This window comes from Pseudomonas putida (assembly GCF_009883635.2).
GTDB classification, from domain to species: domain Bacteria; phylum Pseudomonadota; class Gammaproteobacteria; order Pseudomonadales; family Pseudomonadaceae; genus Aquipseudomonas; species Aquipseudomonas putida_W.
In genome coordinates this window covers 2,714,657-2,730,687 of record NZ_CP026115.2, presented here as the reverse complement: position 1 = coordinate 2,730,687, position 16,031 = coordinate 2,714,657, and the positions used below count along the sequence as shown (strand labels likewise).

At 59.8% G+C, this 16,031-nt stretch carries 15 protein-coding genes; 5 read left to right on the top strand and 10 right to left on the bottom strand.

Annotation, left to right across the window (positions count from 1 at the left end; all coding sequences use genetic code 11):
- Positions 1-135: 135 nt before the first annotated feature.
- From C2H86_RS12325 to C2H86_RS12310, 4 genes are all read right to left on the bottom strand, one after another.
- Entirely contained in the window at positions 136-1,134 is a 999-nt protein-coding gene (locus tag C2H86_RS12325; protein ID WP_159412735.1) for a phosphate ABC transporter substrate-binding protein PstS, read from the bottom strand.
- A gap of 151 nt (positions 1,135-1,285) precedes the next feature.
- Positions 1,286-2,842, bottom strand: coding sequence for an S-type pyocin domain-containing protein (locus C2H86_RS12320; protein WP_240349719.1), 1,557 nt, complete (start codon positions 2,840-2,842; stop codon positions 1,286-1,288).
- A complete protein-coding gene (locus C2H86_RS12315; protein ID WP_159412734.1) occupies positions 2,814-3,326 on the bottom strand; it encodes a DUF6392 family protein in 513 nt (170 codons plus the stop codon). The genes C2H86_RS12320 and C2H86_RS12315 overlap by 29 nt, the downstream gene beginning before the upstream one ends.
- On the bottom strand, positions 3,323-5,911 hold the full coding sequence (locus tag C2H86_RS12310; protein WP_159412733.1) for an S-type pyocin domain-containing protein: 2,589 nt from the start codon (positions 5,909-5,911) through the stop codon (positions 3,323-3,325). Before C2H86_RS12310 ends, C2H86_RS12315 begins: the two co-directional genes overlap by 4 nt.
- A gap of 269 nt (positions 5,912-6,180) precedes the next feature.
- Between C2H86_RS12310 and C2H86_RS12305 the strand changes: the two genes are divergently transcribed.
- On the top strand, positions 6,181-6,537 hold the full coding sequence (locus C2H86_RS12305) for a hypothetical protein (RefSeq protein WP_159412732.1): 357 nt from the start codon (positions 6,181-6,183) through the stop codon (positions 6,535-6,537).
- Between the two features lie 472 nt (positions 6,538-7,009).
- On the opposite strand, the gene C2H86_RS12300 is transcribed toward C2H86_RS12305, so the two are convergent.
- Positions 7,010-8,299, bottom strand: a complete 1,290-nt coding sequence (locus tag C2H86_RS12300) for an MFS transporter (RefSeq protein ID WP_159412731.1) — start codon at positions 8,297-8,299, stop codon at positions 7,010-7,012.
- A gap of 359 nt (positions 8,300-8,658) precedes the next feature.
- On the opposite strand from C2H86_RS12300, the gene C2H86_RS12295 reads away from it, so the two are divergent.
- Together C2H86_RS12295 and C2H86_RS12290 are read left to right on the top strand one after the other, a co-directional pair.
- The gene (locus C2H86_RS12295) at positions 8,659-9,057 is read left to right on the top strand and encodes an acyl-CoA thioesterase (RefSeq protein WP_159412730.1); all 399 of its coding nucleotides are present in this window, start codon (positions 8,659-8,661) and stop codon (positions 9,055-9,057) included.
- A 72-nt stretch (positions 9,058-9,129) separates the two neighbouring features.
- Complete coding sequence (locus C2H86_RS12290; RefSeq protein ID WP_159412729.1) at positions 9,130-10,026, top strand: D-hexose-6-phosphate mutarotase; 897 nt, start codon at positions 9,130-9,132, stop codon at positions 10,024-10,026.
- Positions 10,027-10,087: 61 nt separating this feature from the next.
- On the opposite strand, the gene C2H86_RS12285 is transcribed toward C2H86_RS12290, so the two are convergent.
- The 4 genes from C2H86_RS12285 to purE form a co-directional block, all read right to left on the bottom strand.
- Complete coding sequence (locus C2H86_RS12285; protein WP_163985962.1) at positions 10,088-10,621, bottom strand: DUF3299 domain-containing protein; 534 nt, start codon at positions 10,619-10,621, stop codon at positions 10,088-10,090.
- 47 nt (positions 10,622-10,668) lie between these two features.
- Positions 10,669-10,914: a GlsB/YeaQ/YmgE family stress response membrane protein gene (locus tag C2H86_RS12280; protein WP_159412727.1), complete on the bottom strand. Its 246-nt coding sequence runs from the start codon at positions 10,912-10,914 to the stop codon at positions 10,669-10,671.
- 97 nt (positions 10,915-11,011) lie between these two features.
- Positions 11,012-12,094: a 5-(carboxyamino)imidazole ribonucleotide synthase gene (locus C2H86_RS12275; RefSeq protein WP_159412726.1), complete on the bottom strand. Its 1,083-nt coding sequence runs from the start codon at positions 12,092-12,094 to the stop codon at positions 11,012-11,014.
- Between the two features lie 10 nt (positions 12,095-12,104).
- The gene (gene purE / locus C2H86_RS12270; RefSeq protein WP_003253304.1) at positions 12,105-12,596 is read right to left on the bottom strand and encodes a 5-(carboxyamino)imidazole ribonucleotide mutase; all 492 of its coding nucleotides are present in this window, start codon (positions 12,594-12,596) and stop codon (positions 12,105-12,107) included.
- Positions 12,597-12,866: 270 nt separating this feature from the next.
- Here purE and C2H86_RS12265 point away from each other — a divergent pair, with 270 nt between their 5' ends.
- Entirely contained in the window at positions 12,867-13,484 is a 618-nt protein-coding gene (locus tag C2H86_RS12265; RefSeq protein WP_159412725.1) for a hypothetical protein, read from the top strand.
- A 10-nt stretch (positions 13,485-13,494) separates the two neighbouring features.
- On the opposite strand, the gene C2H86_RS12260 is transcribed toward C2H86_RS12265, so the two are convergent.
- A complete protein-coding gene (locus tag C2H86_RS12260) occupies positions 13,495-14,400 on the bottom strand; it encodes a LysR substrate-binding domain-containing protein (RefSeq protein WP_159412724.1) in 906 nt (301 codons plus the stop codon).
- 182 nt (positions 14,401-14,582) lie between these two features.
- Between C2H86_RS12260 and aspA the strand changes: the two genes are divergently transcribed.
- A complete protein-coding gene (gene aspA, locus C2H86_RS12255) occupies positions 14,583-16,007 on the top strand; it encodes an aspartate ammonia-lyase (protein WP_159412723.1) in 1,425 nt (474 codons plus the stop codon).
- Positions 16,008-16,031: the final 24 nt, after the last annotated feature.

The following is a 16,031-nucleotide window of genomic DNA, read 5'->3' as shown; positions in this document are numbered from 1 at the left end:
CACCCTAGCGGTCCCGTATGACAAAAACATGACAATGTGTTGACGTGACAAAGCCCGCCGCTCAGGAACCCTGGCTTCGGACTGGGAAAAGCGTGGAAGAGGCCGGCCTTGGGGTTCCGGCCTCTTCTCAGTTACTTACTTCTTTGCAACATTGTCGCTGTGGGACAGGCCCAGGTCAGCCAAGGTCTTGTCGACCACTTTGGCCGGCAGCGGGATGTAGCCATCCTTCACCACGACCTGCTGGCCAGCTTGCGACAGTACCAGCTTGACGAACTCGGCTTCCAGCGGGGCCAGAGGCTTGTTCGGCGCCTTGTTGACGTACACGTACAGGAAGCGCGACAGCGGGTACGAGCCGTTCAGGGCGTTGGCTTCGTTGTCTTCGACGAACTCGCCGCCTTCTTTCTTGGCCAGGGCTACGGTCTTGACGCTGGCGGTCTTGTAACCGATGCCCGAGTAGCCAATGCCGTTCAGCGAGGAGCTGATCGACTGCACGACCGAAGCCGAGCCAGGTTGTTCGTTGACGCTAGGCTTGAAGTCGCCTTTGCACAGGGCTTCTTCCTTGAAGTAGCCGTAGGTGCCCGATACCGAGTTGCGGCCGAACAGCTGAACCGGCTTGTTGGCCAGGTCGCCGGTCACGCCCAGGTCACCCCAGGTCTTGACTTCGGCTTTGGCGCCGCACAGGCGGGTGGACGAGAAGATGGCATCAACCTGAGCCATGGTCAGGCCTTTGATCGGGTTGTCCTTGTGCACGAACACGGCCAGGGCGTCGACGGCAACCGGGATCGCGGTTGGCTTGTAGCCGTACTTCTGCTCGAAAGCTTGTAGCTCGACGTCCTTCATCTTGCGGCTCATCGGGCCGAGGTTGGCGGTGCCTTCGGTCAGCGCGGGTGGCGCGGTCGAGGAACCGGCAGCCTGAATCTGGATGTTTACGTTCGGATATTCCTTCTTGTAGGCCTCGGCCCACAGAGTCATCAGGTTCGCGAGCGTGTCGGAACCGACGCTGGAGAGGTTGCCCGATACACCGGTGGTCTTGGTGTAGGTCGGGATTGCAGGGTCGACAGCGGCTACCGCGTTGGCGGTCGCAACGCCAGCGGCGACAAAGGTGAGGGCCGCCATCAAACGCTTCAGTTTCATGCCTTGCTCCTAGCAGGAATATTTGGGGTGTTGGATGGAACGGGGCCAAGTATCTGCAGGCCGCATGAATACGATATGACTCAATTGTGACAAATGGATGAAAGGCCATCACTCGAATTTTGAGGATGGCCTTCGCGGATGCGGCCCGATGCTATAGCTCACGACGGTCTCTGAATGCGATATATAAAGGTGCCAAGCCGGTGTCGGGCGGAAACACCACGACGTAGTCATCGAATTGCACCTGAGACAAGTCGGCGTAGTGTTCGATCAGCGGTACCTTTGGCATATGCAGGAAACCAATGCTCGACGGCCGTGCCTGATCCTTGAGTGCATAGGGCGCACGCTCCGTGTGCCACAGCACGGTCACCGGCGCCTGATCCTCGCTGGTAAAGGCAAATACCTGCCGCGTACCATCCCATGCAGCCGGCCGCACGCGTACGTTCGTAGGGACGACCGCCCCCTGAGTGGGCGTCATGACCACATGAGAGTAACGAGTGAATGGCTTGACGCCCGTGGTGGTGAAAGAGCCCACGCCGCGAACCGTGGAGCACAAGCGTACGGGCAAATCCACCTCGGCTCTTTCTGCAGCCAGGGCTGCCCAGTCCAGATCCTCGCCGGTGAATAGTTCATCCAACGGCACTGTCATGGCAAAACGCGGGTCATCGCTTGGCGTACCCAGCACGAACTCGACAACATCCGCATAAATGCCAGGATGCTCGCCTTGCACGGAGGTCGATTGCCACTCCAGCTCAGCTATTGCAGAGCGGACACTTTTGGTCAGGTGATGCTGCTGTTGGGCCACCTCGCGGCTCAGGCCCTGCGCGGTCAGCAATGCTGGATGCAGGCCTGCTGCAGGTGCATGCGCCTGCAACGTCAGCGGACCATGGCCTGGCCCGGTCAGCGTGGTTCTGGCCAGTTGTGCGATACGCGCCTCGAGGGTTTCGATCAGCGTTACCGCTCGGGCGTACAAGCCGGGATGGCGCGCCTGTGCCGCCGCCAGTGCTGCCGCATGCCGCTGGCTGCCGGCGCTGATCTCCTGCAGCACCACGGCCTGAATCGCCGCGTTGAGGAATGGACTGGTAACATCGCGCGTGGCGCCATCGAGTGCAAACTTGACCGACATCTGCAACCGCTCAAGCTGGCTTACTGCGCGCTTGGCCTGGTGCTGGGTGGTTTCCAGTGCACCCAACGTAGCCAGGCTGACAGCCAGTTGCTGCTCTGGCGTGTCGGCAATAGGGTCGGTGGCCAGTTGCTGCTCCAGTACGGCAAGGTGCTGCACTGCCTGCTGCTCAGCGGCATGAACCTCAGCCACCAATTTGCGCACTTTCTCCAGGTTCCGGTTGGACGACTGACTGGCGCGCTGCTCACGGGACAGGTTCTGCCGGGGCGAGGGCGGCTGCAGGGTCTGGCCCAGGAAGGCCGCACGGCCGTTTTGCCGGTGCCACTCCTTGACCGTTTGAATGATGTACGTGGGCGAGTTGATGTTGCCGGTTTCGTCAGCGTTTGAGTAGAACAGGAGGTCGCTGCCGGCGGGATGGCCAACGATCTGGTTGAAGTGGGTAATCCATGCGTCATGCGAGGCCTTGTCGGTCTCGGCCTGCCAAATAGCTTCGATCAGACTAAGAAAGGAATGCTCTTCGTACTGATTCAACTGGGGTCTCAGTTCCATTAAATATTCCTCATTCGCCAGCTTGCCGCTTAACTTCATCACGCATGCGGTCGAAGCCAGTTTGCTCCAACGCAAAAGCTACGCCGGTGACATTCATAGCCACGTCATATTTGAAGAGGGCGATTATCCCAGGGTACTTCTGGTCGAGTAGATGAAATTTATCCCAACCCCCTACCTCGCCCATGGGGAGCGGCATTTTAAACGGACCCTTCGACTCAAATGGCTCGCCTAATACATTCAACGCCACATCACGGGTTACACATTCCACGTAGGGGTCTGGAAGTTTATGCTTATATACGGTTTTCGCTGTAGCTGTCTCGGCAAGCGACACAATTACTGATTCGAACTGTTTGTTTTCCGCCCAAAAACACAAATATAAGCCCGGCACTGGCTCCAAATACAAGGTCCACGCCCCAGGATAGACCTCTATAAAGTCGACAGCCGGAACAACACCTTCGGCGACTAGCTCTGCGTGCGGTCTACCTAGATTATCAAGATAAGATTCCAATTGCTGTGCGTTCATTCATACAATCCTTTTTGTTGGTGCAACTCATGCAGTTGGCGCCGAGCGCTCTCTATCTCATCCTCAGTAAAGCCGTATTCAAGGAGGCCTGGCTTTAAAGCATCCATGTTGCTATCAACTGCTGCCCGAAGATCAGAAGCATCTTTGATCTGCCTGGCCCGATTATTCCTTCCGCCATAAGTCTGACTAAATTTTCTGTGCACCTCTGCGGGGATCACCACACTGGGTGCCGCTTCCAACAACTCCTTGATGTCACTAGGCTGCAAATGTGGAAAATTAATGCTCAAAAAATACTGATAGGCTTTACGGGAGACGATATGGTCTACATCCATTCTATCGTTAATACTTCGGCGTCGTAGGTCCCTGTATTCACCGACTTCTAAAGGTTTGGCTGGTTCGTAGTTGACCAAACCTGGCTGCGGCAGGTCTGTATCGCCACCAAACCCAGGAATTATGGCCCCAGTCTCACCCGGATTCTCGCCCGGAAGTATTTCAATACTTGGCCCCACCGGATCGGTGGGCGCTCCCGGCAGGATGCCCGGTAACGGCGGCGCCTCCGGCAAACGCGTCGGGCCGAGCAGTTCTGCACCGGGCGCCACAACAGGTGTCCAGGTGCGTGGTGGCTGGCCCTCTACGATTGCCGGGTCAAAAGCCAGCGCCACACTTGAAGCGAACCACGGCTGGAACGGCTGGACGACCGTCAACACGCCCTGGGAATCGCTGGGCCTGTGAATGCTCAATTGGTCGAGGTCGTAGAGCCCGGAGCCAACCCCAGCAGCGGACGTATGCCGTAATTCGAACGCTTGCCGCGACCCGTTCCAGGTCGCCTTGGGTGCGATGGGAGGAAAACCACTGAGGATGCGGCGCTGGTTCAGCTCATCGAATTGCCCCAGCAACGCCTGATCTGCTGCAATAGCCCGCCATACCGCACTTTCGAAGGCCGGCATGCCCGCGAACGTGCGGCCGCGCAACTGGCTGCCTACCTGTGCAGGCATGGCCACACCGGCGGCGGCACCATGGGCGGCCCACCAACTGCCACCCGCCACTTGCCCTCTGCCACTGACGATTCCAGTACCCGCCGGTGGTACCGCGAAAGAGAAATACTGAGAGGGCTGACCAGGGACACAGACGATGCAGTCGTCGAAGCGCAGGTCCACACCCGCGCCAATTGGGGCCGCCTCCGGCGCAAGGGCCAGTACCCTTCCTGCAGGCCGACCTTCTGCTGGCACGGCAGAATCACCGAGGACGATGGTCTTGCCAGTGGGTGTCTCGGCCTGGAGGCGATAGGTTTCGGTCAGCGGATCGAAAGCGGCATTTCTGACCCGTACCTCGGACGCGATCCCCGCGCCTGTCGACGCCACCGCGATACCACTGCCTCCCGGCAGGTGCTCGATCTTGATGCGAGTCGAGAGGCGGGCCGAGCCACCAGCATTGGCAATAGCCTGGAGGTCCTGCCCAGCCTCAACGCCCAGCAGTTCAGCACGTACCCCCAGCCCTTCGAGTCGTCGCCGACGCTGGTCGGAAGTCAACTCGCCATCGCCCAGCACCGGGGAGTGCACCATAGCCGTAACCGACAGGCTAATGGCCTGACCGGCGCGGATCGCTGCAACCCTCAACACTTCCTTCGCCGCATTGGCGATGGCCTGCTGGATGGCAGTCGCCACTTCCAACGCAACCTGTGCGCCGCTCTGGGTGAGCAACACACCACCGGCCTGGGCTGCGGCAACCGGAGCCGTCAGCGTGGCGGCATCTTTCAGCCGTTGCAGTCGTCGATCTTCACCGGCCTGTTGCTTGTAACGAACCCGTGCTTCGCGCTGTTCAGCGTACTGACGCTGCTCTTCCCAGCGTGCCTCCCTCTCGCTCCATAGCTGTCGCTGCGTAGCATGCTCGGCCAGCAATGCAGCCGAACGCTGCGACAACTGCCTGATGGCCTCTTCCAGCAGCCGAGCCTCCTGGAATGCCAGATAGCCCGCTTCCCAGTCGCGATGCAGTTGCTGCATCTGCTCTGCGGTCGCCAGCCCTGACAGCCGCGCTGCATAGGCGTCCGCGCTTGCGCCCGGGCCAACGAAAGCAGCCGCTCGTGCCTGATACTCGGCCAGCGCGCCTTGCTTTGCCGCAATGAGCCCTTCTGTCTCGTTCCGTGCCTTGGTGATCTGGTAGAGCTGCCAGCGTTCGCTGCCGTCGTATTCGGGGCGCTTGCGTGCTGCATCGATTTCGCCTTGAAGCGCCTGGGACAAACCCTGAGCCTGCCCTGCGAAATGAGCGTCAAGCTGCACGCGCCGGCCTTCTCGTGCCTGGCTGAAGGCAGCCACTCGCTGTCGATGAGCGAGCGCTTGCGCTTCGGCGTTTGCAGCCGCAGCCGCAGCCTGGCGTGCTTGCTGTTCGGCCTGCGCCTTGGCCAGCGCAGCAGCGCGAGCTCTCGCCCGCTTTTTCCGGCGACGTCTGCTGGAGCCGCCAAAGCCACCACCGAAACCACCGCCGCCGCCAATGCTGAAGAATCCACCCCCGCCGCCGCTTGAACCAGAAGAGCCTGGGGTGATGACAACGTCACCTGTTGAATTGTCGTTAAAAGTGTCTTGAGCCATACAGAGTCTCCTTGTCTGTATGGCCGATCTTTGTAAAAAAGCCGTATGGCGCCGCGTTACATATTTATAAACTTATTATCGAAGTCCAGCCCCTTCTATTTATCCCCGGACTCAAAAAAGAAATTTCCTACTAGTTATATCGATGCTTCCTACAGCGAAACAAAACAGCACACAATGAAACAAATCCGCGCTGACACAGAAGACCGTCGAATGCAATTCTATGAGTGAAGTATTTGCCACTCACATTTGAATTATTAGCAGCGAAAATCATGCCTGATAAAACTGTTCATGAGAGAACCTTCACCCTACCAAGCATTTGGCCAGAAACGCTCATCAAGACGCTAATAAAGAGACACCCGAGACTCAGCTTTACCAAGACCAAGGAAATATTACTGAGAACACCCTCGATCGTTTTGCCCGAAACCCTATTGCCAAAATTCGATTTGGCATTTCATCTCGTCAGGAACAAGAGGCTCGCTTCCGATGCTCAACTTGTGGATATATTGGCTGAGGTCGACCTGTTTTTCATCGCTTTAAAAATAGCTTGGCCGGACAAAGCTTCACAACTCGAGCGCTCCAAGCTGGAGGTCATTAGTCGTTATCAGAAAGGAGGGTGGATAGAATGAAAGAATCAATAACTGATTGCTGGATAAAGCGACTTGGCAACCCGCACACGTCATTAGTAACACTGGGCCATTTGCCAGATACACCTCTTGAGGTGGTATTCATGGGGCAAGAATCAGAAACTGCCACCCCTCTCCCCGTCCTTGAACTGGAGTTCTCAAGTGAACCGTTAATTTTAAAATGCGTGCATGTCAACGTGACAAAAACAATTCCACAGGATCAACCCTTTCAAGGTAGGCTACCTGAACGATTACAAGGTCTTACAAACCGAAAAGAAGTCACCGAGCGGTTCGGCCCTTCGCCCATGTCACAGCCTCCCTTGTAGATGCCCTCACCTTTGGGCGATACCGGAGGTTGGGACGTGTTTGCCTGGGAAAACACAAACAACGTCCCCACTTTCGTGATGTTCCAATACAACGCCGAGCTACAGGTTTGCGACCTGGCCTTCTTCAGGGATGGTATCGGATCTGAAGCTCAACGTTTCTTCGCCAACAAATAGAGGCCGACGAGCAGGCCGAGAACACACAAGCCAGCCACATAGTAGGCCGGCGCCATCGGGCTCACCTTGAGCAGCGCCGTTACCACCATCGGCGTCAGGCCGCCAAAGATGGCGTAGGCAACGTTGTAGGAGAACGACAGCCCGCTGAAGCGCACCACCGGCGGGAATGCCTTGACCATCACATAGGGCACCGCGCCAATCACACCCACGCACAAGCCGGTCACCGCATACAGCGGGAACAGCAGTTCAGGACGGGTCGGCAGGCTGTGGTAGAAGGTCCAGGAGCTGGCCAGCAGCAGCAGGCTGCCGATCACGAACACCCGGCCCGCACCGAAGCGGTCGGCCAGGCTGCCAGCACCGATGCAGCCGAAGCTGAGCAGCACGATCGCCAGGCTGTTGGCTTTTAGCGAGTCGGTCGGGCTGATGTGGTAGAAGCTCTGCAACAGTGCCGGGGTCATCAGAATGACCACCACGATGCCGGCCGACAACATCCAAGTCAGCAGCATCGACAGGATGATCGGACCACGGTGGTCACGCAGCACCGCGCGCAGCGGCAGCTCTTCGGCCAGGGCCTTGCGCTGCTGCATCTCGGCGAACACCGGCGTCTCGTGCAGCCAGCGGCGCAGGTACACCGAGAACAGGCCGAACACACCGCCGAGCAGGAACGGAATACGCCAGGCGTAGTCAGCCACTTCCTCGGCGCTATAGAGGGTGTTGATCAGGGTCGCCACCAACGAACCGAGCAGGATACCCGCCGTCAGGCCGGCGGTCAGGGTCCCGCAGGCGTAGCCGGTGTTGCGCTCCGGCACATGCTCGGAGACGAACACCCAGGCGCCCGGTACCTCGCCACCGATGGCCGCGCCCTGGATCACCCGCATCAGCAGCAACAGGATCGGCGCCCACAGGCCGATCTGCGCATACGTCGGCAGCAGGCCCATGATCAGGGTCGGCAACGCCATCATGAAGATGCTCAGGGTGAACATTTTCTTGCGCCCGAGCAGGTCGCCGAAGTGGGCCATGACGATGCCACCCAGCGGTCGTGCCAGGTAGCCGGCGGCGAAAATGCCGAAGGTCTGCATCAGGCGTAGCCACTCAGGCATGTCAGCGGGGAAGAACAGCTTGCCGACCACTGTGGCGAAGAACACGAAGATGATGAAGTCGTAGAACTCCAGGGCTCCGCCCAGGGCGGACAGTGAGAGGGTCTTGTAGTCACTGCGGGTCAGCGGCCGCGAGGGCTGCTCGATACTGCTCGGCACGGAGGTCATCGCTCTTGGTTCTCTTGTAGGTCATGCAGGCCGCTTGGCACGCGGCTTCTGGATTGGGGCGAGGAGCGAAGATAGCAAATTGCCGAGCTGCGCTGAAAGCGATACAAAATCCATACACATATTCATAAATACGCGGTCGTCGCTGGGCGATTGGCTATATATACTGGCCGTTCGTAGGAAAAGGTTGCTTTAACCGTGGGAAGTTGTGCGAAAACGCCGGTCGTGATGTCAGACGGTTTCGCAGAGTTTCCCTTTGGCCGCCCAGCAAAACGGAATCGGCGTAGTATGTTGTCAGCTGAATCGTTTTCCCGGCCTTGCGCCACACCAACGAAAGCGTCACGGGTCAGAGGCCCCATCGCATGATTGAGCTCGAACAAGAAGATCCTATCCCGCAAGGCGACCTGGCTTTGCAAATCACCGCGCTGCCGCGCGAAACCAATGGCTTCGGCGACATCTTCGGCGGCTGGCTGGTCGCGCAGATGGACCTGGCCGGCACCGCCATGGCCAGCCGCGTCGCTGGCGGCCGGGTGGCCACGGTATCCATCGACCGCATGGCATTCCTGGTGCCGGTGGCCGTGGGCGCACAACTGTCGTTCTATACCCAGACCCTGGAAATCGGCCGCAGCTCGATCCGCATGATGGTCGAGGTGTGGAGTGACGACCCGCTGTCCAGCGAATGGCGCAAGGTTACCGAAGCGACATTCGTGTTCGTCGCCATCGATGGCAGTGGCCGAACCCGCTCGGTGTCTCGTCGCTGAGCCGCGCGAGCGGTAAACTCATTGCACGTCACCGGGTCCAAGGGCCCACAGGCAATCAATGAGACGAGCGCAATGGCTACCTTCAAGGTCGAATCCGAGCAACACGGCGAACTCAACTGCTGGCGCATCAGCAGCGACCGCGCCGAACTACTGGTCGCCCAGCAGGGCGCGCAGATTCTCAGCTACCAGCGTGTTGGCGAGCCACCGCTGCTGTGGCTGAGCGACCAGGCCATCTTCCGCCAAGGCAAATCGGTGCGAGCCGGTGTGCCGGTGTGCTGGCCATGGTTTGGTAACTTACAGCGCAATCCCGCATCAGTGCAGGCCATGTACAGTGGCGAGCAGGCCCCCGCCCATGGCTTGGCGCGTACGCGTGACTGGCAGTTGCTGGGCGTCGAAGAAAAAGGCGATGACCTGCACATCGAATTCGAGCTGCCAGAGGCCCAGGGTGATCTGCCGGGCTGGCCGCATGATGTCGAGCTTAAGCTGCAGATCGTAATGGGTGAAGAACTCAGCGTGTCCCTGAACAGCCGCAACATGGGCAACAGCCCCGTGACCATCAGCCAGGCCCTGCACAGCTACTTCGCCGTCAGCGACGTGCGCCAGGCGCGCGTTGAAGGGGTCGAGGGGCTGCAATACATCGAGACCCTGGCCGACTGGGAACAGCGCCAGCAGCAGGGTGCGTTGGGCTTTGCCGGGGAAACTGACCGGATCTACCTGGATACGCCGCAGAAGCTGAGCATTGTCGATCCGCACTGGAAGCGGCGGATCACCTTGACCTGCAGCGGCTCGCGCTCGGCGGTGATCTGGAACCCCTGGACCGAGCGGGCCAAGGAGCTGGCGGACATGGCCGATGACGGCTGGCAGCGGATGCTGTGCATCGAGACGGCGAATGTCTGGGATGATGTGGTGGAGCTCAAGCCCGGGGCCAGCCGTTCGTTGCAGGTCAGGATCGGCAGCATCACAGTCTGATCATGCGTTGGCAGGTCTGGTCTCTTCGCGGGTAAACCCGCGAAGAGGCTGGGGCAGGCGATCAGAGGTCAGCGTCTTCCACTACCCTCACCTTCCCCGCATCCAGCGCATAAGCCGCATCGGCCAGGTCATTGCTGACCTTCTCCACTTTCAGCTTGCCGCTGACCCAAAGCGGCGTGTAGATGTCATCGATCTTCAGGCCCTTCGGATACCGCACCAGCACCAGCTGGTTGGGCGGCGGCGGCGGCACGTGGATGCACGCGCCCGGGTAAGGCACAAGGAAGAACAAGGTGCTGTTGCCCTTGGCATCGCTTTCCAGCGGCACCGGGTAGCCGCCCAGGCGGATGTCCTTGCCGTTCATGGTAGCCACGGTCTTGCTCGAATACATCACCGCCGGCAGGCCCTTGCTCTGCTTGAGGCCGCCCTTGGCGGTGAAGGTGCCATTGGCTTCCGGCGAGTTGTGATCGATCTCGGGCATCTCTTCGAGGGCCTTCTGGTCCGACTTGGGCATCAGCTCCAGCCAGTCGGTTTCGGGCAACTCGGCATGGGCCAGGGTGCTGGCCAGAAGCAACGGAATGAGGAAAAGGGCACGCATGGAAATGCTCGGCAACTCAAGAGAATTGCCGGCATTCTAACCAGTATTCAGCGTTTCTTGATGAATCCGTAGATCACCAGAAGGACGATGGCACCGACCAGCGCACCGATGAATGCTGCAGCCTGGCCCGCCTGGTAGATCCCCAGTGCCTGGCCGCCATAAGTGGCGAGCAGAGAGCCTGCGATACCCAGCAGAATGGTCATGATCCAGCCCATGCTGTCGTCGCCCGGCTTGAGGAAGCGAGCCAGCAGGCCGACGATGAGGCCGATGAATATGGTTCCAATGATGCCCATGGCAATCCCTCTGAAGTGAATATGGAACAAGCCAAAGCCTAGACAGCGGTTTGGCTTGTTGCCATTTTCAGAGGGCAGACCCCGAGCAGAAGTTCGATCAGTTGCTGATCAGCGCTTCTACTTCGGCAATCTTGACTTTCAAGCTGGCCATGTCCTGGCAGCGCAGGGTGGCGTGGCCGACCTTGCGCCCGATCTTGAAGGCCTTGCCATAGTGGTGCAGGTGGCAGCCGTCGATGGACACGACCTTTTCAACCGCCGGCACTTCACCGATAAAGTTGAGCATGGCGCTTTCACCGACCTTGGCAGTCGAGCCCAGCGGCAGGCCGGCCACGGCGCGCAGGTGGTTCTCGAACTGGCTGCACTCGGCGCCTTCGATGGTCCAGTGCCCGGAGTTGTGCACACGCGGGGCGATTTCGTTGGCCTTCAGGCCACCGTCGACTTCGAAGAACTCAAAGGCCATCACGCCGACATAGTCCAGTTGCTTGAGCACACGGCCGACATAGTCTTCGGCCAGCCCCTGCAGCGGGTGTGCCTGGCTGGCCACCGACAGTTTCAGGATGCCGCTCTCGTGGGTGTTGTGCACCAACGGGTAGAAGCGGGTTTCGCCATCGCGGGCACGCACGGCCACCAGCGATACTTCGCCAGTAAACGGCACGAAGCCTTCCAGCAGACAAGGCACGCTGCCCAGCTCGGCGAAGGTGCCGACCACGTCTTCAGGCGAGCGCAGCACCTTCTGGCCCTTGCCGTCGTAGCCCAGGGTGCGGGTCTTCAGCACAGCCGGCAGGCCGATGCTGGCGACTGCCGCGTCGAGGTCTGCTTGCGAGAGGATGTCGGCGAAGGCCGGGGTCGGGATACCCAGGTCGCGGAACATGCTCTTCTCGAACAGGCGATCACGGGCGATCCGCAGGGCTTCGGCACTCGGGTAGACCGGGACGAACTGCGACAGGAAAGCCACGGTCTCAGCCGGGACGCTTTCGAATTCGAAGGTCACCAGGTCGACTTCGTCGGCCAGCTGGCGCAGGTGGTCCTGGTCGCCGTAGTCGGCACGCAGGTGCTCGCCCAGCGGGGCGGCACAGGCGTCCGGGGCCGGGTCGAGGAAGGCGAAGTTCATGCCCAGCGGGGTGCCCGCCAAGGCCAGCATGCGGCCCAGCTGGCCGCCACCGATTACACCGATCTTCATGGGTTCAGCCTCAAGCCTGGCGCGGGTCTGGATTGTCCAGCACGGTGTCGGTCTGCTCGGTGCGGAACTGCTTGAGCGCCGCGTGGTACTGCGGGTACTTGGCACCGAGGATGCTCGCCGACAGCAGTGCGGCGTTGACGGCGCCAGCACGGCCGATGGCCAGGGTGGCAACCGGCACGCCGGCAGGCATCTGCACGATCGACAGCAGCGAATCGACGCCCGACAGCATCGACGACTGGACGGGCACGCCCAGCACCGGCAGGTGGGTCTTGGCGGCACACATGCCTGGCAAGTGGGCAGCGCCACCGGCACCCGCAATGATTACCTCGATGCCACGCCCTTCGGCCTCTTCGGCGTACTGGAACAGCAAGTCCGGGGTGCGGTGGGCGGAAACCACCTTCACTTCATAGGGAATGCCGAGTTTTTCCAGCATATCGGCGGTGTGGCTAAGGGTGGACCAATCGGACTTGGAGCCCATGATCACGCCAACCAGTGCACTCATCGTCGAGCCTCTCCTGCAAGCGCCTTCTGGCGCGCTAAAAGCAACAAGCCACGCAGGTGGACCGGCGTGGCTTGTCATACGGATTCTGAATCGACCGGGTCGGCCGAAGGCGCGGGATTGTAGCGTATTTCTGGGCGGGCCGCCCACCCCCGTAAGCACATGTCGGATCAAAGGGCAAGCTGTCTCGCGGGACAAGTTTTTCCCACTGCTGTACGAATCGGCGGCTGCAAGAGGATAGGACTTCAATGTTCAACTTTTCAGGAGCTTGAAATGACCAACCGATTCCTTGCTGCACTGACTTTCAACATCATGATGGCACTGCAGACGGCCCCTGCCTGGGCGGCAAAATCCCTGATAGTAACCCTCTATCCCCATGATGAACTGGGAGACATCAGTGACAACAAGATACGTCAGGATTTCGTACAGCCATGGCTGAGCGAAATGCGCGAATTCAGCAACCATTCGATTGAGGTAATCTTCAAACGTCATGTCGCCGGCATCACTGATATCCCGTACCGGGAGATGTCACCAGAAGACACTTACCGAGCCTTCAGCAATGCCACTCCAGCGCAGTACGGCGGTCAGAAATCGGTTTTGCTGGCGCGCGATAGTTTCGGCCCTAACCGTGAAGGGACTGATACCGTTGGTTTGGCTGAATTAGGCTACCCCTACGGAATCGCTTCGCTTGCCACCTACACAGCTTTGGGACACGAACTGGGTCACATGATGAATGCAACACACGAAGCGGCAGAACTACGCTACAACCCATGGCGTTGCGAGACTTATGTGTTCCCGCTCCGCAATTCGCTTCGGTCCAATTGCTACCGCTACAGCGACGAGAACAGAGCAAGCATTTCCAGTTACTTGAACGAAACGCTCGGTCGCTGAAAAGAAAGGTTCACTCCGACGTCGGTGTGTTTTCCAGCTTGCGCCACAACAAACGCACGTTGGCCTTACGCACCAGTGCGCAGCGATACAGGCGAATCTCCAATGGCACGTGCCACTGGCTCCCGCCACAGATCGCAAGTTCCCCACGCTCCAGCTCGCCACGCATCGAAAGACGAGGCACCCAGGCGACGCCCATACCTTCCAGCGCCATGCTCTTGAGACTGTCAGCCATGGCAGTCTCATAGACGGTGGTGTATCGCAGATTGCGTTGACGAAGCAGCAGGTTCACCGAACGCCCCAGGAAGGCACCAGCGCTATAGGCCAACAACGGCACGCTGCTGTCGGCTTCAAGGTCGAACAGCGGCTTGCCGTTGGCATCCACTGCGCACACCGGAAGCATTTCGGTGGTGCCCATGTGCAACGACGGGAAGATCTCGGCATCCATCTGCAGGGCGGCGTCAGGGTCATAGAACGCCAGCATCAGGTCGCAGCCCCCTTCCCTTAATGCATGCACCGCGTCTCCGACGTTAGTCGCAACCAGGCGTGTGGCGATGTTCAATCCATCATTGCGCAACTGGGCTACCCAGCGTGGGAAAAAGCCCGATGCCAGGGAGTGCGCGGCAGCCACCTGGATCACCTCACCCTGGCCGCCTTCGAGGTGATGCAAATGGCGAAGAACTTCGCTCAACTGGTCGACAACGGTACGTGCAGTGACGAGAAACAGCTGCCCTGCCTCGGTCAGCTCGATCGGTGTGCGGGAACGATTCACCAGAGTCAGTCCCAGCGCCGCTTCCAGGCTGCGTATACGCCGACTGAAGGCGGGTTGGGTGACGAAACGTCGCTCGGCCGCCTGAGAAAAACTGCGGGTGGAAGCCAGGGCACTGAAGTCCTCCAGCCACTTGCTTTCAAGGTTCATGAAGCAGATCTCCCGGCGTGCACCAAAATGGAACACGCTCGAATGTCAATTGGCGTCACATGAAACACTATGCCGTTTGTGCATAGGTTAGCGTGCAACAGCATTGGCCGCAAAATCTCCTTCAGGCCTAGGATTGGCGCCATTCCGGCATGTGCCGGGTCAAAATCGAGATGATATCCATCATGTCCTCCGCTGCATCGTTCCGCGTCGAAAAAGATCTGCTTGGTACCCTTGAAGTCCCTGCCGATGCCTACTACGGCATCCAGACCCTGCGCGCTGCCAACAACTTCCATCTCTCCGGTGTTCCGCTGTCGCACTACCCGAAGCTGGTCGTGGCCCTGGCCATGGTCAAGCAGGCCGCTGCCGACGCCAACCGTGAGCTGGGTCACCTGAGCGATGCCAAGCACGCTGCCATCAGTGCAGCCTGCGCCCGCCTGATCAAAGGCGATTACCACGAGCAGTTCGTGGTGGACATGATCCAGGGTGGTGCCGGTACTTCCACCAACATGAACGCGAACGAAGTCATTGCCAACGTCGCGCTGGAGGCCATGGGCCACCAGAAGGGTGAGTACCAGTACCTGCACCCGAACAACGACGTGAACATGGCGCAGTCGACCAACGACGCCTACCCGACCGCTATCCGCCTGGGCCTGCTGCTGGGCCACGACGCCCTGCTGGCCAGCCTCGACAGCCTGATCCAGGCCTTCGCTGCCAAAGGCAAGGAATTCGACCACGTACTGAAGATGGGCCGTACCCAGCTGCAGGACGCCGTGCCGATGACCCTGGGCCAGGAATTCCGTGCCTTCGCCACCACCATGAGCGAAGACCTGCAGCGCCTGCGCTCGCTGGCTCCGGAACTGCTGACCGAAATCAACCTGGGCGGTACTGCCATCGGTACCGGCATCAACGCCGACCCGGGCTACCAGGCCCTGGCCGTACAGCGCCTGGCCACCATCAGCGGCCAGCCGCTGGTACCGGCTGCCGACCTGATCGAAGCCACCTCCGACATGGGCGCCTTCGTGCTGTTCTCCGGCATGCTCAAGCGTACTGCGGTCAAGCTGTCGAAGATCTGCAACGACCTGCGTCTGCTGTCCAGCGGCCCACGCACCGGCATCAACGAAATCAACCTGCCAGCGCGTCAGCCAGGCAGCTCGATCATGCCAGGCAAGGTCAACCCGGTTATCCCGGAAGCCGTCAACCAGGTGGCCTTCGCCATCATGGGCAACGACCTGGCCCTGACCGTCGCCGCCGAAGGTGGCCAGCTGCAGCTGAACGTGATGGAGCCGCTGATCGCCTACAAGATCTTCGACTCGATCCGCCTGCTCCAGCGCGCCATGGACATGCTGCGCGAGCACTGCATCGTCGGCATCACCGCCAACGAACAGCGCTGCCGTGAACTGGTCGAGCACTCGATCGGCCTGGTCACCGCCCTGAACCCGTACATCGGCTACGAAAACGCCACCCGTATCGCTCGCGTTGCCCTGGAAACCGGCCGCGGCGTACTGGAGCTGGTGCGTGAAGAGAAGCTGCTGGACGACGCGATGCTCGACGACATCCTGCGTCCGGAAAACATGATCGCTCCACGTCTGGTTCCGCTGAAGGGGTAACTCAGACCGCTGCAAACAGTCTCA